Origin of the sequence: Chitinophaga sp. SYP-B3965 (assembly GCF_009647655.1) — a bacterium.
In the GTDB taxonomy this organism is placed as follows: Bacteria; Bacteroidota; Bacteroidia; order Chitinophagales; family Chitinophagaceae; genus Chitinophaga.
The window spans coordinates 123,697-139,865 of the sequence record NZ_WJFD01000006.1; the positions used below are offsets into that span (position 1 = coordinate 123,697).

The following is a 16,169-nucleotide window of genomic DNA, read 5'->3' on the forward strand; positions in this document are numbered from 1 at the left end:
TTTTCAGACGGAATTTATTTCTACAAATTGTGCATCATTTCACCACCGGCCATCCATTACTATACACCAGCGGTTTAATACAAAACACTCTTCCTCCCCCCTTCCCGCGATGAATAGCATGATACGCGATCCGGTTATTTCCCTGCGCATCTTTAAAAACAGAATTATGCCCCGGCGCCAGCCATACGCTATCCTTTTCCAATATCACACCATGACTCTCAAAAGGCCCTTCCGCATGATCTGCCCTTGATACCAGCACCGCATAATTTGCATCCACCCCACAGCAATTATCACCAGAATAATAGAGGTAATATTTCCCATCATGATAATCCAGCCATGCGCCTTCTATCAACCGGGTATAATTCTTTTCCTTTCCCGGCCAAACTACCGGCACCGGCTTAGAGCCCTTTTTAAAATCAGACCAGTCCGCCGTCATTTCCTGCACTTTGATAGGTTTGAAACCAGAACCCCAATACAGGAGTTTTTTCCCTGTTTGCGGATCCACAAAAGCCATAGGATCAATGTTTTCGAATCCCTCCCCGCAAAGCAGGGGTGTTCCTTTATCTGTAAAAGGCCCTTCCGGCTGATCGCCATAAGCCACCCCCAAACACTTGCCGGTTTCCGGCGCAATAGACTCCCCGGAATAGAAAAGCACATATTTCTTCATGGCGGCGTCATAGATCACATGCGGTGCCCAGAAATGTTTATCGGCCCAAACCGGTTTTACCGGAAGTGCGTCCCCTGGCTCACTCCAATGCTGCATATCAGTAGAAACAGACACCTGGATATGACCGCGGCCCTGTGTGGCATAAGCGTAGTACTTTCCGTCAATGCTGATCACCGTGGGATCGGCGAAATCTTTGTCCAGTACCGGGTTTGTGAGGGTCTGGGCATTGACTGCTGTAGAAATGAACAACACCCACAGCAGTAAGTATCTGGTATTCATACGAATAAAGATAATAGAATATACCTGCAAAATTGAGCAGCATTTTCCTATATTTGTTTTGCACCAATTCTAAAAGCTATGTCATTATTAAATAACAGTAACAAGAAAGGCGGCAAAAAGGATAATAAGCAGGCTAAGAATGCGATTCCCGGAGCCGGCTCCTCCTTTATGAAACCGAACAAACAAGCGAATGTTGCAAAGAAGCCTATTAAAACAGGCGGTGCAAGAGGCAGCTGATAAATAACTGTATTAAAACACAAAGCCCCGATGGAATCCATCGGGGCTTTTTTATGATTGAATGGCTTTTACACCAAAGGCATCAAACTAAAACCTGCAGCTATTAAACTCAGCATCAAAGACAGCCATTATCACATCTTCTTAAACACCACAATCCCATTATGCCCCCCAAAACCAAAAGTATTACTCATCGCCACCTTCACTTCCTTTTCAACAGCGGAACCTAACACAATCTGCAAACCCGCAGGAATAGCAGGATCCAGGTTCTCCGTATTAATAGTAGGCGGAATAATCCCTTTCTGAATACTCATAATACTCGCAATCGCTTCAATAGCACCTGCTGCTCCTAATAAATGCCCCGTCATGGATTTCGTAGCACTCACATGTAAATTATCCGGCGATGAACCAAACAATTTACGGATAGCCGTGATCTCACTCAGATCACCAACAGGCGTAGAAGTAGCATGTGCATTCAAATAACTCACATCTTCTACATTCAACTCTCCATCTTCCAAAGCAAATTTCATAGCCTGCAAAGCACCCAGCCCTTCAGGATGTGTAGCCGTCATATGATAAGCATCTGCCGTCATAGCAGCCCCTGCAACTTCTGCATATATCTTTGCACCACGTGCTTTAGCATGTTCATATTCTTCCAGCACCAAAGCACCAGCCCCTTCTCCCATCACAAATCCATCCCGGCTAATATCAAAAGGCCTTGAAGCTGTAGCCGGATCATCATTCCTGATGGACATCGCTTTCATCGCACAAAAACCACCCACCGATGCCGGTGTAATCGGCGCTTCAGAACCTCCGGTGATGATCACTTTCGCTTTACCCAAACGGATATAGTTCAGTGCATCCATAATAGCCGTATTGGAAGTAGCACAGGCAGAGACAGTAGTATAGTTGATCCCCATCAACCCATGCTGCATGGAGATCATGCCGGAAGCCATATTGGTGATCAGCTTCGGCACGAAATAAGGAGAAAAACGCGGATTGAAACCACCTTCCACATATTCCGTTACCTGCTCTTCAAAAGTTTGCATCCCTCCCTGACCTGAACCCCAGATCACACCTGTAGCAAAAGGATCCATACCGGAAAAATCCAGCCCGGAATCTTTGATGGCCTGGTTAGAAGCCACCAGTGCATATTGGGTAAAGGGATCTGTTTTACGGAAATCGCTTTTATCTAAAAAGTCCGCTGCATTGAAGTCTTTCAACTCACATGCAAAACGGGTCCTGAAACGGGATGCATCAAAACGTTGAATGATGGCCGAACCACTTTTACCGGATATTAATGATTCCCAGAAGGAATTTACATCGTTTCCGATCGGGGTGACGGCTCCAAGTCCTGTTACAACAACTCTTTTCATAGTTTATGGCTTTAAGTCTTTTAAGATCCTGTTGCTTACCCGGTTGAAGACGGATGGCCCCAATACTCTCGATAATATAAGTGATGATTGTAAATTAGTAATGATGAGCAAAGCCCGGTCATATGCTTCCCCTTCAAAATGGAAGCGCTTGCCCGCACGCCCGTTCTCCAGGCAGCCAGTGATCCAGCTCACAATAACATTCCCCATTTCCTGTACTTTGGCTTTCATGGGATCTGTAAACGTTTCAAAATCAGGCGCCAGGGAACCCATTAAACAGATAAACCCATTCGTACCATGACGGTGAAATACCTCCACCAGTTTGGTCAGCTGCTTGTCCTCCGGTAATTTCCTCCATTTTTCCACACTTTCCCTGAACTTGTCGATCTCATTGTCGATCACACAGATCCCCAGGTCTGCTTTGGCAGGAAAATGATAATGAATGGCCGCATTCTTTATCTCCATGGGGTCCGCAATGTCTTTATAACTAAAGGCATTGAACCCTTTGGTCCTTACAAGATGGTCTGCCAACGTTACAATTTTGTCTTTTGTATCTGACATATTCCCGTATTATGAGGCACAAAGATACTTACTTACCAGTAAGTATACAAAGCTTAAATTAATAAGGGTTAGTTTTGCACTTTAAAACGACCGATTTGAGTGCTTCTGTTTTCCTGATTACTCCGCCTTTTACACAGCTGAATACGCCCTATCCGGCTACAGCTTACCTGAAAGGCTTTCTGAATACCAAGAATATTTCTTCTTTTCAGGCCGACCTTGGCATTGAAGTAACCCTTGCTTTATTCTCCAAAAAAGGCCTGGAACAGCTTTTCGCACTCATTAACAGCCAGGAGAAAACGCTCTCAGATAACGCCGCCCGCATCGTTTCCCTCCAGGAAGATTACATCTACACCGTAGATGACGTGATCCAGTTCCTGCAGGGAAGGAATCCCACACTCGCCCATCGTATCTGCAAACGGGACTTACTCCCCGAAGCCAGCCGCTTTGAACAACTGGAAGACCTCACCTGGGCATTTGGCTCCATGGGCAATCAGGACAAAGCCAAACACCTGGCCACCATGTACCTGGAAGATCTATCCGACCTCATCATGGAATGCGTGGATGAACATTTCGGATTCAGCCGTTATGCAGAAAGACTGGCCCGCTCCGCAAATAGTTTTGATGAATTATACGAAGCCCTGCAGCAGGAATACACCTTCATTGACCAGATCCTGATCAATATATTGCAGGCAAGGATGGAAACCGTACAGCCTAAAATGGTGGCTATTTCGGTACCCTTTCCCGGTAACCTCTACACTTCTTTACGTTGCGGCCAATGGATCAAAGCCCATTATCCCAACGTTAAAATAGCCATGGGTGGCGGATTCGCCAACACAGAACTCCGCTCTTTATCAGACCCGCGCGTATTTGAATTCTACGATTTCATCACACTGGATGATGGTGAAGCACCCGTAGAAAATCTCATCGCACATGTGGAAGGAAAGAAAGACATCACAGAATTAAAACGCACCTTCACGCTGGTAGATGGTGTGGTGACGTACTTTAACAACAAAGCCTGCACCGATTATAAACAAGGCCAGGTAGGCACACCCGACTACAGTGATTTCCTACTGGATCAATATATCTCTGCCATAGAAGTAGTGAACCCCATGCACCGCATGTGGAGTGACGGCAGATGGAATAAACTCACCATGGCACATGGCTGCTATTGGGGCAAATGTACTTTCTGCGATATCTCACTGGATTACATCCGCCTCTATGAACCCATCGCCGCTTCCCTGCTGTGCGACAGGATGGAAGAGATCGTAAAGCAAACCGGCCAGAACGGATTCCACTTTGTGGATGAAGCAGCGCCACCTGCTTTAATGCGCGCACTAGCACTGGAAATACTGAAAAGAAAACTAACAGTAAGCTGGTGGACGAATGTACGCTTCGAGAAAAGTTTCACCCGCGATCTTTGTTTCCTCTTAAAAGCATCCGGCTGTATTGCTATATCCGGCGGCCTGGAAGTAGCCTCAGACCGTTTATTAGAAATGATCCAGAAAGGGATCACCGTTTCGCAGGTAGCACAGGTGAACAGGAATTTCACAGAAGCCGGCATCATGGTGCATGCTTATCTGATGTATGGCTTCCCCACACAAACAGCACAGGAAACAATTGACTCTCTGGAAATGGTGCGCCAGATGTTCAAAGCAGGCATCCTGCAATCTGCCTTCTGGCATTTATTCACCATGACGGCCCACAGCCCTGTAGGATTGAATCCGGAGAAGTTCATGGTAAAGAAAGAAACAGAAGCCATCGGCACCTTCGCCAATAATGATATTGTACATATAGATGAAACCGGCGCAGAACACGAACTCTTCAGTTTCGGTTTAAAGAAATCACTGCTCAACTTCATGCATGGCATTTGCCTCGATGATCCTCTGCAGAAGTGGTTTGAGTTTAAAGTCCCCAAAACAAAGATCCCCCCTGATTATATAGAGAACGCACTGCTGGAAGATCAGTTCGTAACTCCCAAACCAACCGCCAAGATCGTTTGGTTAGGAAGAAAACCAGCAGTAGAAAACTTCACTAAATCCAAGAAAGGTAATCATTGGGAAATGACCTCCTTCACCTTCCAGGATAAAAAAGAAAAGTACGCCATCAGTGTGAATCAATCACACGGCCAATGGTTTGCAGGCATGCTGGAGAAATTATCTATTACTAACCCCAAAACCTATACGTTGCAGGAAGTAATGGAAAGTTATGAAGCCGCAGGGCTGGAGGATTTTGAACTATTCTGGGATAACAAACCCGTTAATTCCCTCTATAAATACGGCCTGCTGAAGCTTTGATGCGGATGCGGTTATATTGCTGCAGGAACATGGGATAGAGATTGTACATTACATTGCTGAAAACAAAAAGCAAAGCCCATCCAGGCGCGCCATTCCATAAAGCATGCCCGGTAAGCAACAGGAAGAACACCAGCAACAGCAAATGAAAACGTTCATTCATATACGAACGGGAAATATAATGCTGCGGCCGTAAGATCACCTTATAATCCGGAAACCTTTTACGGATCAGCTTATTGATCACATCTCCATCCTGCGCATACCGCCGGATATACACAATACCGATCTTTTTATAGATCCGTGTATCATTTCCTAATTGAAATAAACGAAGTGGTAAGAAAGCCCCGGCCACACTAATTCCCAAAAAAACAAACACCATGGGGAAGAGAGCATAACAATAAATAACAACAGGCGTCAAATGCAGCACCGTCCAGATGAGATTGGGGATCATATTATATATGCCGGCCTGTGTTTTCATTGGGGGCTATATCAAAAAGGTAACCAGCTACCTGAATAAAAAAGGGCTGCATCATACTTCTGATACAGCCCCTTTATAATAATTAATTTACTGTGCGTTAGCTACCAGCGTTACATCCAGTTCAAAATCATCATAGATCGCTTTATCGCCCAGGTTCTCAAAGAAGTTGTTAGAACGATATTTGATATCGAATTTAGTACGGTCTACCTTGATAGTAGCTTTAGCAGTTGCTTTACCACCAGCCACTGTTACAGTAGCAGGGAAAGAAATAGCTTTGGTAATACCCTTGATAGTAAGATTACCCGTTACATCATAATTTCCACCACCTTTAGCCGTTGCGCCGGTGATCACGAAACTCGCAGAAGGATGTTTCTCAACAGAAAAGAAATCATCACTTTTCAGGTGACCCAGTAATTTACCATTCATACCGGCATCCTTAATATCCGTAACAGTGATACTACGGGTATCCAGTTGGAAATTTCCGCCCTTTAATACATTATTGTCCACTTCCAGTTTGCCGGAAGAAACAGAAATAGTACCTGTATGTGAACCAGTTACCTTCTTAGCCGTCCAGCTAAGGGAACTTTGGGAATTATCTACCGAGTAAACAGTAGCAACAGGGTTGGTAAAAGACGCGAGGATGGTTGCACCTCCGATAAGTAAAAATGCCGCTAATCGTTGCATAGTGTGATAGTGTGATAGTGTGTGTGGTTTAAGATTTAATTGTGCCTCTAATTTTACGAATTTACATTAAAATACATAATTCTCTATCAGTCCTGTGGACTAATCCCAATTTTCACATTTACTTCACAAACATTTACCATATGTTTTGCAATTCAGCTATTACTTTAGTGCTAGGATTTCGCCATCCTAATCCTGTATTATTTGCCGCAGGGCCTTTCTACCATAGGTTTGCAGGCTCCAATATCCAGACTACCCTGTTAGCAATTAAAAGATGCAACGGAAACCAGTAGCAGCCAGGCCTCCCTGGCTGCTACTTATTTATATCGGTCAGCATCACTTTCCTCCTCTCATTTACAATGATCATCGTAGTATAGGTATACACCTTATCGCCATTCCCATATTCCAGGAACATTTCCAATGGCATCACCACCGGCGGATAAGAACCCTCGATCCGCATCTTTTCTATCTGCATTTTAAAATGGTTGGGCATCAGGCTGTAACCGGGGAAAACAGAATGCGGGTCCATGGGTATCCACACATACGCCGTTACTTTTGCATGATTGGTATTCACTACTCTTGGGTCCCTGCGCAGGTTATGGGCCACATATTCTTCACAAGCCACGCCGGAGATCACTTTCTTGGAACCCGTACGCTGCAACTGGCTGAGGTAACCAATCTCACCGGGATACACAGGTTCCATGCCCTGCAATTCCAGTTTGATCTTATCCCCGCTGGCAATACCGCCAACTCCCGCCAGCATTAGTTGGGATTCCCTGCCAAAGTCTCCGTAAAAATGATATTTCGTGCCTGTACTCCGGCTGCTCAGTTGAATGCAAAAAGTAGCTTCCGTACTGCTGTAGTAGATCACAATATCTTCCCCGCCATCTATCACACGCTGGTTACCCTGGAAAGCTTCACTCTCCTGGTACACCGCCATATCATATTCGTAAGAGGAATCAATGCGTACCTTTTCATCGCCACCGATGATCAGCGTAGGATTTACTTCTGTGGATTTAGGCCGGGCCTGTGGAAAGGATTCATCTATCTCTTCCGTTTCTTCCGTTTTCTCCTTTTGTTTGCCCATTATCTTTTTCAATAACTGGGCCTGCATGACTGGCATGCAGAAAAAAAATACGAAGGCCAGCAGCAACAGTCTTTTCATAGGATAAGGATTCTGCCGGAAAGATAAACATATTATCTTAATTCACCATTAAACTACAACCCCTTAAAGCAGAATGGTCCATTCGACCCAATACTTCAAAGCTGCCATCTGCATGCAGCCTGCCGATATCATCCGTAGCAATGAAGGCACAGGAGTGAATATTGGCCATATCTACCACATTGATCACACCAGAAGCATTGGCGGAATACAATTGAAAAGGATCATTCTCGTCCCGCACCAATACTTTCATCCAGGGCGGGCAGCGGAAGATCCCCTCCCCTTTGGAATAAGCCTGGCTGAGCAATTCCGTCATGCCATATTCCGCATGGATCGTTTGCACACCCAGCCTTTCTTTTAAATAAGCATGCAGTTCTTCCCGCGTCCATTCTTCCCTGCGGCCTTTCATACCACCCGTTTCCATCACGATCACATTACTCAGATCAAGCTTGTAACGTTCTGCAAAATCCAGCAAGGCAAACGTAACGCCGATCAGCAATACCGGTTGTTTCAAAGCCTGCAGCGTTTCCGCCAGCTTTTCATGTTCATACAGGTAAAACCCGCTTTCCCCTTTCCCGCTGCGCTGGATCATTTCCTGCACCATGTACACAAGAGAAGAGTTTTGCCTTTCCAGGTAAGATGGCAGCAGGCCCAGTACCACAAAGTCTTCCACCGGCCCATAGAACTGACGGAAAGCTTCCATAAAACTTCGTGTATAGATGCCAGTGTCTTTAACAAGATGGCGGCTGTTAAGGGTTTGCGTAGTGCCGCTGCTTTCAAAAACTACCTGTGGCTCAAATTCTCCGCAGACCACCCGGTGGGTTTTGAAGAACTGGATCGGTAAAAAGGGGATCTGGCTGATCTCCTGCACATCGGCCGGGTTGATCTTCAAAGCATCCACATATGCCCTGTAGAGGGAATTGGTCAGGTACTGGAAGCGGAAAAGCTCTGGTACCAGGGCTTCCGGGTCCTTAGTGGTAAATATCCGGTCTGCAAAAGAATCGTTCATCGGGAGCAAATTTACGATCCTTATTAAAATACCCGAAATAGCATGTAACAAACCCGGGGAAGGGAGCGTTTATTATATTGGAGGCTTTGCCTTTTGGTCAATTTAATGTAGGTTTGTTATATGAAGAAAATTGTAGCTTTATCCATCGTACTGATAGGTTTTATGGGTTGCAAAAAGGATGATCCTAAAGGCGATAAACCTATACTCACTTTCAAATCTGTTTCGGCAGGGGATGTGGCTAAAGGAGAAGACCTCCTGATCTACACCTTCGAACTGAAAGATGGTAACGGAGATTATGACGATAGAGGTGCTATGTATGTGTTCGACCAGCGTTTATGGCGTGATAACCCAGATGATACTACTTATACTGACGTACTCTTCCCCCGGCTGGAAAGCCATGCTGGTGCTAAGATCAATGCAGAGGTGCAATTATATGCAAGCGATTCCTATTTGATAAATGGACAACCTGTTCGTACACGCCTCAGAGATGGTATCCCTCCTCCTGTTACCAATCCTGATACCATGCAGCTCAGGGTTTTTGTATTGGATGATGCCGGCAACAGCAGCGATACTTTAATACTTCCCAAAGTAGCTATCCACAATTAGACCGCATTCCGTATTTTTACACGTATGAGTAAAATACAGGAACTACAGTCCAAAATTGACTCAGCCCAACTGGGTGGTGGACAGGTACGCATTGATTCACAGCATAAGAAAGGTAAACTCACAGCCCGCGAAAGGCTCCAACTCCTTCTGGACGAAGGCTCTTTCGAAGAACTGGGCATGTTTGTACACAACCGGAACAAAGGAATAACCGCAGAACAGGAACAATTCCCCGGAGATGGTGTAGTAACCGGATACGGCACCGTAAACGGACGCCTCGTGTACGTTTTCTCCCAGGACTTCACCGTATACGGTGGCAGCCTCTCAGAACCACACGCCCAAAAGATCTGCAAGATCATGGACCTCGCCATGGAAAACGGCGCCCCCCTCATTGGTCTTAACGACAGTGGCGGTGCACGCATCCAGGAAGGAGTAGTAAGCCTGGCCGGTTATGCAGATATCTTCTATCGCAATACCCGCGCCTCCGGCGTGATCCCGCAAATATCAGCCATCATGGGGCCCTGTGCCGGTGGAGCCGTTTACTCCCCTGCCATTACGGATTTCATCCTCATGGTAGAGAATACTTCTTATATGTTTGTTACCGGCCCTAACGTGGTAAAAACAGTAACACATGAAGAAGTAACTTCAGAAGCCCTCGGCGGAGCACATACCCATGCTACCAAAAGTGGTGTCACCCATTTTGCCTGCGCCAATGAAGTGGAATGTATCATGAACATCAAAAAGATGCTCAGCTACATGCCACAGAACTGTGAGGATACCGCTCCCGTATATCCCTACGAGTTAGGCAATGAAGTTCGTCCTGTACTGAATAACATCATCCCCGAGAATCCCAATCAGCCTTATGATATGAAGGAAGTGATCACGGAACTCACGGATACAGACAGCTTCCTGGAAGTACACAAAGATTACGCAGATAATATTATCGTAGGTTTTGCCCGCATTGCCGGAAGAAGTATCGGTATCGTAGCTAACCAGCCCGCTATCCTGGCCGGTGTACTGGATATCAAAGCTTCCGTTAAAGGAGCCCGCTTCACCCGTTTCTGCGATGCATTCAATATTCCGCTCTTAGTACTGGTAGATGTTCCTGGTTTCTTGCCCGGCACAGACCAGGAATGGAATGGCATCATCACCAACGGCGCCAAATTGCTCTTTGCCCTCAGCGAAGCCACCGTTCCCAAGATCACGGTGACTACCCGTAAAGCATATGGCGGCGCCTATTGTGTGATGAACTCCAAACACATCGGCGCAGATCTCAACTTCGCTTTCCCGCAAGCAGAAATTGCGGTAATGGGAGCCAAAGGTGCAGTAGAGATCATTTATAAAAAAGAGATCGATGCCGCTAAGGATCCGGAAGCACGCATGAATGAACTGGTATCAGAATACACTACCCGCTTCGCTAATCCTTACCTGGCAGCAGAAAAGGGATATATAGATGAAGTGATCTTACCAGAAGAAACAAGGAATAAACTGATCAAAGGATATAAGATGCTGGAGAATAAAGTGGTGAACATGCCACGGAAGAAACACGGAAATATTCCTTTGTAAGATAATAGGAACGGCGCCTGGATAAGGCGCCTTTTTTATTTACCAGCTAAAAGAAAAAACCTCCGCCCTCTGCTGCGCGGCAAACTCTCTCCCCCGCTCGTTGAAAAAATCCCCCTCCCCCTGCTCGTTGGGAAAATTCCCTCTCGCCCTCGTTGAAAAAATAAAAACTCCCTCCCCCCGCCTGTTGAAAAATAAAAATCCTCCTTCATTGGAAAACCTCCCCTTCACTGAAAAAATCCCCCCACTCCCCACTCGTTGAAAAATCCCCCCTTCTTCAAATCGCTCTTCTTTCTAAAAAAATCCCCCTCTCCCCTCGCAGCCAGAAAATAAATTTGCGTAGTTACTTAACTACGCATATATTTGTAGTCAAATAGCTACGCAATGAATCTAAGAAGAGACGTATTCCAGGCCATAGCAGACCCCACAAGAAGGGCCATACTGCTGTTAGTGGCTTCGCAATCCATGACAGCCGGTGCGATAGCCTCCAACTTTGACACAGCCAGACCCACCGTTTCCAAACATTTACAGATCCTCACAGAATGCGAGTTACTGGAACAAACTCAAACCGGCAGGGAGATCCATTACCATATAAACGCAAAAAAAATGAAAGAAGTAGCAGACTTCATTGAACCATTCCGCCAAATGTGGGATGATCGTTTTAATAAACTGGAATCCATCATGAAAAAATACAAACCCAAAAAATAACATGGAACTAAAAACAAAGATCAATGCCGAAAACGGCAGACAGGACCTCGTCATTACAAGGGAATTTGATCTCCCGCTGGAATTACTTTTCAGGGCATATGAAGAACCGGAACTGATTGAGGAATGGATGGGAACGAAAGTCCTGAAACTGGAAAACAAGAACCATGGCAGTTATCTCTATGAAACAACAGATCCTAAAGGAAACAAATACAGGTTCCACGGAACCATCCATGAGTTCAGTCCTAACCAGAAGATCACACGGACCTTTGAAATGGAAAATACACCATTTGCCGTTCAGCTGGAGTTCATTGAATTTGAAAAACTCACAGAAGATACCAGCAAACTCACGATGCACGTAATATATAAATCTGGAAAATACAGAGATCAAATGTTGCAGCTGCCATTCAAACAAGGCATCAACATGGCACATAACCGTATACAGGAAATCCTAACTAAATCAAAATAATATGACAAAGAGAAACAAGATCATCTATTGGATCGCCACGTTATGGCTCGCATTAGGCATGGTAGCTACAGGAATAGTACAGTTAATGAAAGTGAAGGAAGAAGTGGAAAACATTACCCATTTAGGCTACCCTGTTTACATTCTCACAATAATAGGTATCTGGAAATTACTCGGCGTAGTATCCGTACTTATTCCTAAATTTCCTTTAGTGAAGGAATGGGCTTATGCAGGCTTTTTCTTTGCCATGTCCGGTGCGATATTTTCGCATATAGCAGTAGGTAATCCAGTAAGTAAAATATGGCCCCCGCTGTTATTGCTCGTCCTGACAGTGATTTCCTGGTATTTCAGGCCCGCAAACAGGAAACTTTCAGTTAACCAATAAATTTGAAAACTATGAATCCTAAGGTTGATTTCTATTTTCAAAAAGCCGAAAAGTGGCAGAAGGAACTGGAACTATTAAGAACGATCGTTCTTGACTGCCAACTGACCGAAGAATTGAAGTGGGGTGTTCCCTGTTATACGTTTGAAGGAACCAACATCGTGTTGATACATGATTTTAAAGAATACTGTGCGCTGCTGTTTCATAAAGGCGTTTTGCTAAAGGATCCCAAAGGCATCCTGATCCAGCAAACGAAGAATGTGCAGTCGGCACGCCAGATCAGGTTCACCAGTGTGCAGGAAATAACCAAGCTGAAAGCTACCCTGAAAGCTTACATTTTTGAAGCGGTGGAAGTAGAAGAAGCCGGCCTGAAAGTAGAATTAAAAAAGACCGAAGACTTCCCCGTTCCGGAAGAATTCCAGGATAAATTAGATAAAATACCCGCCCTGAAAAAGGCTTTCAAAGCCTTAACACCAGGACGGCAAAGAGCATACATCTTTCATTTCTCTCAGGCCAAACAATCCAAAACCCGGGCGTCGAGAGTGGAGAAATTCATGCCGAAGATCCTGGAAGGAAAGGGACTGGAGGATGAGTGATTCCTCCCCACTTACGTTCAGGTAAGCGCGCTCGTTTCTGTTATGAAAGAGCACTACATTTGCGGCATGTACCAATTAAAAATCATCATCGCTACGATAAGGGAAGGTCGCAAAGGTCCCATCGTAGCCAACTGGATCACTGAACTGGCCAAACAGCATGGCAGCTTTGAAGTAGAAGTGCTGGACCTCGCCACCATCAACCTCCCGATGATGTCTGAACCACATCATCCCAGCATGAGGAAGTATGAACATGCACACACTAAACAATGGAGCGAAACCATTGATGCAGCAGATGCCTTCATTTTTGTAACCGGTGAATATGATTATAATTACCCTGCTCCCCTGCGCAACGCATTGGAATACCTCTTTCATGAATGGGGATACAAAGCTGCGGGAACAGTAAGTTATGGTGGTGTGTCTGCCGGAACAAGAGCCGCCAACAGCCTGAAGAACGACCTGGCTACATTTAAAATGGTGTCTTTAACAGAAGCAGTACATCTCCCCTTCTTCGCACAATTCATTAATGATGAAGATGTATTCGTGCCCACAGAATCTGCTGAAAAGCAAGCCAAAGTGATGCTTAATGAACTCGTTAGATGGACGAAGGGATTAAAGATCATAAAAGAGAACAAGTAGCAAAAGAAGTTGAATTATTATTAATGTATTACTAATTAATAATAATGGCAAAACATTTATAATAAATACATTTTTTGAGGAATTCAGTGTTTTAAGAGAACGCTGAATTCCTTTATCGTATTTACTTTCCACATTAAAAACAGACCAAGTCCACCCCAAGTCCACATCATCTCCACAGCAAGTCCACACCATCTCCACCCTCTCCCCCACACCTCCCCATCTCCCTCCCATCTCCCCCTCATAGTTCCCCCATCTCCCTCCCATGTACCAGCCTTACTTCCTCTATAGCATAAATTACTGATAACCCCTCTTATAAGCTACCAATGACTTATCTCATAAACCCCACATGACCTGGCTCATATAAGATATCCTCAGCTATTTCCTATTTTAGCATCCATGATCCGGGGCTTCTTCAACTTTATCCTGTTCAGTTCACTATACATTGCCATCTGTGCCGTACTGATGACCTGGCAAACCAACGATATCCTGCAACTACGGTACGATACCCTGAACTATTACGGCTTCGTGTTCTTCTCCACCATCTGCAGTTATAACTTTCACTGGTACCTCACCACCGGTTCCCCCGGCCACTCAGAAAGGATCCTCTGGGGCCAGCGCCAGCGTAAACTGCAATTGCTGGGATGTGCCATCGGCCTCTTAGGTGCTATCTGGTTCGGCATCCCTTTATTACATCACTGGTTACCCGTAAGCGGCGCCGTACTCCTTACTTTCCTGTACTCCGCCCCCAAAGTGCCACATAAAACTTTCCGCTGGCTCAGCAGGATCGCCGTCGGCAAAACCATCTTCCTCACTTTCGTATGGACTTACGTTACCACCGTACTCCCTGCCCTCATAGCAGGTAATACAGATGCGCTGGAAACATTGTACCTCACCGGCCACCGCTTCTTCCTCATCTACGCCATCTGCATCCTCTTCGATTATCGCGACAGAGAACAGGATCGCCAACAGGGCATCCGCAGCCTCATCACCATACTCCCGGATACACAGCTGGATAAATTATACTACGGCTCCATCGTTTTAGCTGCCGTGTTTGCCTTACTCCTGGCGCCTTCCATACCCATCTTTGTGTTATTCAGTTTACTGGTTCCTGTCAGTATAACGGCCATGATTAAACGATATGCACAAACACACAATTCGGATTATGTCTACTACTTTTTCCTCGATGGTTTGATGATGCTCTCTGCCCTCATACATCTCCTTTGGGTGAGCGCCGGCGGAATATGATGCACAGAATGCCGGGAATCCGTATTTTCGCAGGATAATTAATCGAACAAAGATGTCTAAGAAACAAAAATCAATATTAACGAAGGAATCGTTGGCCTTTTTGAAGACTTATCTCAACAATCCCTCCCCTACTGGTTTTGAGAAGGAAGGACAAAAACTTTGGCTGGAATATCTTAAACCTTATATAGATGATACCATCGTGGACTCCTATGGCTCTGCCGTTGGTGTGATCAACCCGGACGCAGCTTTCAAAGTAGTGATCGAAGCCCATGCGGATGAGATCTCCTGGTTTGTAAACTACGTTTCCCCGGAAGGCCTGATCTATGTGATCCGCAATGGCGGCTCCGATCAGGCAATTGCCCCCTCCATGCGTGTAAATATCCATACCGCAGCCGGCAGCGTGAAAGCTGTATTTGGATGGCCTGCCATCCATACCCGCCTCCGCAGCAGCGCAGATGGTAAAGAACCACATCCCAAGGTGGATAACATCTTCCTGGATTGTGGCGCCCGCTCCCGCAAAGAAGTAGAAGAACTGGGCATTCACGTAGGTTGCGTGGTAACCTTTGATGACGGATTCGAAGAACTGAACTACGATTATTTTATCTGCCGTGCGCTGGATAACCGTATCGGTGGTTTCATGATCGCCGAAGTAGCCCGCCTGCTGAAGGAGAATAAACAACGCCTGCCTTTCGGTTTATACATCGTAAATGCCGTACAGGAAGAAGTTGGCCTGCGGGGCGCAGAGATGATCGCCAAACGCATTAAACCAAATGTAGCCATCATCACAGACGTAACACATGATACCACCACCCCGATGATCAACAAGAACATCGAAGGAGAGATCAAATGCGGCGCCGGTCCAAGCATTACTTATGGCCCTGCCGTACACAACATCCTCCGCGACCTGATCATCAAAACCGCGCAAAAAGAAAAGATCCCTCACCAGCTGCATGCCGTAAGCCGCAGCACGGGTACAGATACAGACGCTTTTGCCTATGCAAACGATGGTACCCCTTCTGCCCTGATCAGCATTCCCCTGCGCTATATGCACACCACCGTGGAAATGATCAAGAAAGACGACGTGGAAAATACCATCCAGCTGATCTACCAGACCTTACTCAACATTACGCCGAAAACCAATTTCCAATACCTGTAAACCAACCATCAATTAGCGCCTTAGCACTACGAATGAAGCATTAACACAAGAAAATATAATTTAATTCGTAATTCGTAATGGT

The 16,169-nt window shown here is 45.6% G+C and carries 18 protein-coding genes; 11 read left to right on the top strand and 7 right to left on the bottom strand.

Going from position 1 to position 16,169, the window contains the following annotated elements; translation table 11 throughout:
• Positions 1-34: 34 nt before the first annotated feature.
• Positions 35-946, bottom strand: a complete 912-nt coding sequence (locus GFS24_RS25355) for a glycoside hydrolase family 43 protein (RefSeq protein WP_153664614.1) — start codon at positions 944-946, stop codon at positions 35-37.
• 78 nt (positions 947-1,024) lie between these two features.
• Here GFS24_RS25355 and GFS24_RS25360 point away from each other — a divergent pair, with 78 nt between their 5' ends.
• The gene (locus tag GFS24_RS25360; RefSeq protein WP_153664616.1) at positions 1,025-1,183 is read left to right on the top strand and encodes a hypothetical protein; all 159 of its coding nucleotides are present in this window, start codon (positions 1,025-1,027) and stop codon (positions 1,181-1,183) included.
• Between the two features lie 131 nt (positions 1,184-1,314).
• Here GFS24_RS25360 and fabF read toward each other — a convergent pair whose 3' ends face one another.
• Positions 1,315-2,556, bottom strand: a complete 1,242-nt coding sequence (gene fabF, locus GFS24_RS25365; RefSeq protein ID WP_153664618.1) for a beta-ketoacyl-ACP synthase II — start codon at positions 2,554-2,556, stop codon at positions 1,315-1,317.
• 3 nt (positions 2,557-2,559) lie between these two features.
• Positions 2,560-3,114 carry a TetR/AcrR family transcriptional regulator gene (locus GFS24_RS25370; protein WP_153664620.1) on the bottom strand — a complete coding sequence of 185 codons (555 nt, stop codon included), beginning with the start codon at positions 3,112-3,114 and terminating at the stop codon, positions 2,560-2,562.
• 95 nt (positions 3,115-3,209) lie between these two features.
• Between GFS24_RS25370 and GFS24_RS25375 the strand changes: the two genes are divergently transcribed.
• A complete protein-coding gene (locus tag GFS24_RS25375) occupies positions 3,210-5,408 on the top strand; it encodes a radical SAM protein (RefSeq protein ID WP_153664622.1) in 2,199 nt (732 codons plus the stop codon).
• Here GFS24_RS25375 and GFS24_RS25380 read toward each other — a convergent pair.
• The 4 genes from GFS24_RS25380 to GFS24_RS25395 all read right to left on the bottom strand — a co-directional run bounded on the left by GFS24_RS25380 (position 5,371) and on the right by GFS24_RS25395 (position 8,735).
• Positions 5,371-5,883 carry a hypothetical protein gene (locus GFS24_RS25380; protein ID WP_153664624.1) on the bottom strand — a complete coding sequence of 171 codons (513 nt, stop codon included), beginning with the start codon at positions 5,881-5,883 and terminating at the stop codon, positions 5,371-5,373. The two genes, GFS24_RS25375 and GFS24_RS25380, sit on opposite strands and share 38 nt — an antisense overlap.
• A gap of 87 nt (positions 5,884-5,970) precedes the next feature.
• Positions 5,971-6,567 (bottom strand): YceI family protein, encoded by a 597-nt coding sequence (locus tag GFS24_RS25385; protein WP_153664626.1) that lies wholly within the window; start codon positions 6,565-6,567, stop codon positions 5,971-5,973.
• A gap of 310 nt (positions 6,568-6,877) precedes the next feature.
• Entirely contained in the window at positions 6,878-7,729 is an 852-nt protein-coding gene (locus GFS24_RS25390; RefSeq protein ID WP_153664628.1) for a hypothetical protein, read from the bottom strand.
• 37 nt (positions 7,730-7,766) lie between these two features.
• Positions 7,767-8,735, bottom strand: coding sequence for an acyl transferase (locus GFS24_RS25395; protein WP_153664630.1), 969 nt, complete (start codon positions 8,733-8,735; stop codon positions 7,767-7,769).
• Between the two features lie 120 nt (positions 8,736-8,855).
• Between GFS24_RS25395 and GFS24_RS25400 the strand changes: the two genes are divergently transcribed.
• From GFS24_RS25400 to GFS24_RS25440, 9 genes are all read left to right on the top strand, one after another.
• On the top strand, positions 8,856-9,341 hold the full coding sequence (locus tag GFS24_RS25400) for a hypothetical protein (protein WP_153664632.1): 486 nt from the start codon (positions 8,856-8,858) through the stop codon (positions 9,339-9,341).
• Between the two features lie 24 nt (positions 9,342-9,365).
• Positions 9,366-10,904: an acyl-CoA carboxylase subunit beta gene (locus GFS24_RS25405; protein ID WP_153664634.1), complete on the top strand. Its 1,539-nt coding sequence runs from the start codon at positions 9,366-9,368 to the stop codon at positions 10,902-10,904.
• Positions 10,905-11,285: 381 nt separating this feature from the next.
• Positions 11,286-11,609 carry a helix-turn-helix transcriptional regulator gene (locus GFS24_RS25410; protein WP_153664636.1) on the top strand — a complete coding sequence of 108 codons (324 nt, stop codon included), beginning with the start codon at positions 11,286-11,288 and terminating at the stop codon, positions 11,607-11,609.
• A gap of 1 nt (position 11,610) precedes the next feature.
• Entirely contained in the window at positions 11,611-12,075 is a 465-nt protein-coding gene (locus GFS24_RS25415) for an SRPBCC domain-containing protein (RefSeq protein WP_153664638.1), read from the top strand.
• 1 nt (position 12,076) lies between these two features.
• Positions 12,077-12,457 (top strand): DoxX family protein, encoded by a 381-nt coding sequence (locus GFS24_RS25420; protein ID WP_153664640.1) that lies wholly within the window; start codon positions 12,077-12,079, stop codon positions 12,455-12,457.
• A gap of 11 nt (positions 12,458-12,468) precedes the next feature.
• Positions 12,469-13,050: a YdeI family protein gene (locus GFS24_RS25425; protein ID WP_153664642.1), complete on the top strand. Its 582-nt coding sequence runs from the start codon at positions 12,469-12,471 to the stop codon at positions 13,048-13,050.
• Positions 13,051-13,116: 66 nt separating this feature from the next.
• On the top strand, positions 13,117-13,686 hold the full coding sequence (locus GFS24_RS25430; RefSeq protein WP_153664644.1) for an NADPH-dependent FMN reductase: 570 nt from the start codon (positions 13,117-13,119) through the stop codon (positions 13,684-13,686).
• 396 nt (positions 13,687-14,082) lie between these two features.
• Positions 14,083-14,931: a UbiA family prenyltransferase gene (locus GFS24_RS25435; protein ID WP_153664646.1), complete on the top strand. Its 849-nt coding sequence runs from the start codon at positions 14,083-14,085 to the stop codon at positions 14,929-14,931.
• Between the two features lie 52 nt (positions 14,932-14,983).
• Positions 14,984-16,087 carry a M42 family metallopeptidase gene (locus tag GFS24_RS25440; RefSeq protein WP_153664648.1) on the top strand — a complete coding sequence of 368 codons (1,104 nt, stop codon included), beginning with the start codon at positions 14,984-14,986 and terminating at the stop codon, positions 16,085-16,087.
• Positions 16,088-16,169 lie beyond the last annotated feature (82 nt).

Bases quoted from the DNA above. Each gene is read 5' to 3' on its own strand.
- GFS24_RS25355 (WP_153664614.1), bottom strand. From the start codon at position 946: ATGAATACCAGATACTTACTGCTGTGGGTGTTGTTCATTTCTACAGCA.
- GFS24_RS25360 (WP_153664616.1), top strand. From the start codon at position 1,025: ATGTCATTATTAAATAACAGTAACAAGAAAGGCGGCAAAAAGGATAAT.
- fabF (WP_153664618.1), bottom strand. From the start codon at position 2,556: ATGAAAAGAGTTGTTGTAACAGGACTTGGAGCCGTCACCCCGATCGGA.
- GFS24_RS25370 (WP_153664620.1), bottom strand. From the start codon at position 3,114: ATGTCAGATACAAAAGACAAAATTGTAACGTTGGCAGACCATCTTGTA.
- GFS24_RS25380 (WP_153664624.1), bottom strand. From the start codon at position 5,883: ATGAAAACACAGGCCGGCATATATAATATGATCCCCAATCTCATCTGG.
- GFS24_RS25385 (WP_153664626.1), bottom strand. From the start codon at position 6,567: ATGCAACGATTAGCGGCATTTTTACTTATCGGAGGTGCAACCATCCTC.
- GFS24_RS25390 (WP_153664628.1), bottom strand. From the start codon at position 7,729: ATGAAAAGACTGTTGCTGCTGGCCTTCGTATTTTTTTTCTGCATGCCA.
- GFS24_RS25395 (WP_153664630.1), bottom strand. From the start codon at position 8,735: ATGAACGATTCTTTTGCAGACCGGATATTTACCACTAAGGACCCGGAA.
- GFS24_RS25400 (WP_153664632.1), top strand. From the start codon at position 8,856: ATGAAGAAAATTGTAGCTTTATCCATCGTACTGATAGGTTTTATGGGT.
- GFS24_RS25405 (WP_153664634.1), top strand. From the start codon at position 9,366: ATGAGTAAAATACAGGAACTACAGTCCAAAATTGACTCAGCCCAACTG.
- GFS24_RS25410 (WP_153664636.1), top strand. From the start codon at position 11,286: ATGAATCTAAGAAGAGACGTATTCCAGGCCATAGCAGACCCCACAAGA.
- GFS24_RS25415 (WP_153664638.1), top strand. From the start codon at position 11,611: ATGGAACTAAAAACAAAGATCAATGCCGAAAACGGCAGACAGGACCTC.
- GFS24_RS25420 (WP_153664640.1), top strand. From the start codon at position 12,077: ATGACAAAGAGAAACAAGATCATCTATTGGATCGCCACGTTATGGCTC.
- GFS24_RS25425 (WP_153664642.1), top strand. From the start codon at position 12,469: ATGAATCCTAAGGTTGATTTCTATTTTCAAAAAGCCGAAAAGTGGCAG.
- GFS24_RS25430 (WP_153664644.1), top strand. From the start codon at position 13,117: ATGTACCAATTAAAAATCATCATCGCTACGATAAGGGAAGGTCGCAAA.
- GFS24_RS25435 (WP_153664646.1), top strand. From the start codon at position 14,083: ATGATCCGGGGCTTCTTCAACTTTATCCTGTTCAGTTCACTATACATT.
- GFS24_RS25440 (WP_153664648.1), top strand. From the start codon at position 14,984: ATGTCTAAGAAACAAAAATCAATATTAACGAAGGAATCGTTGGCCTTT.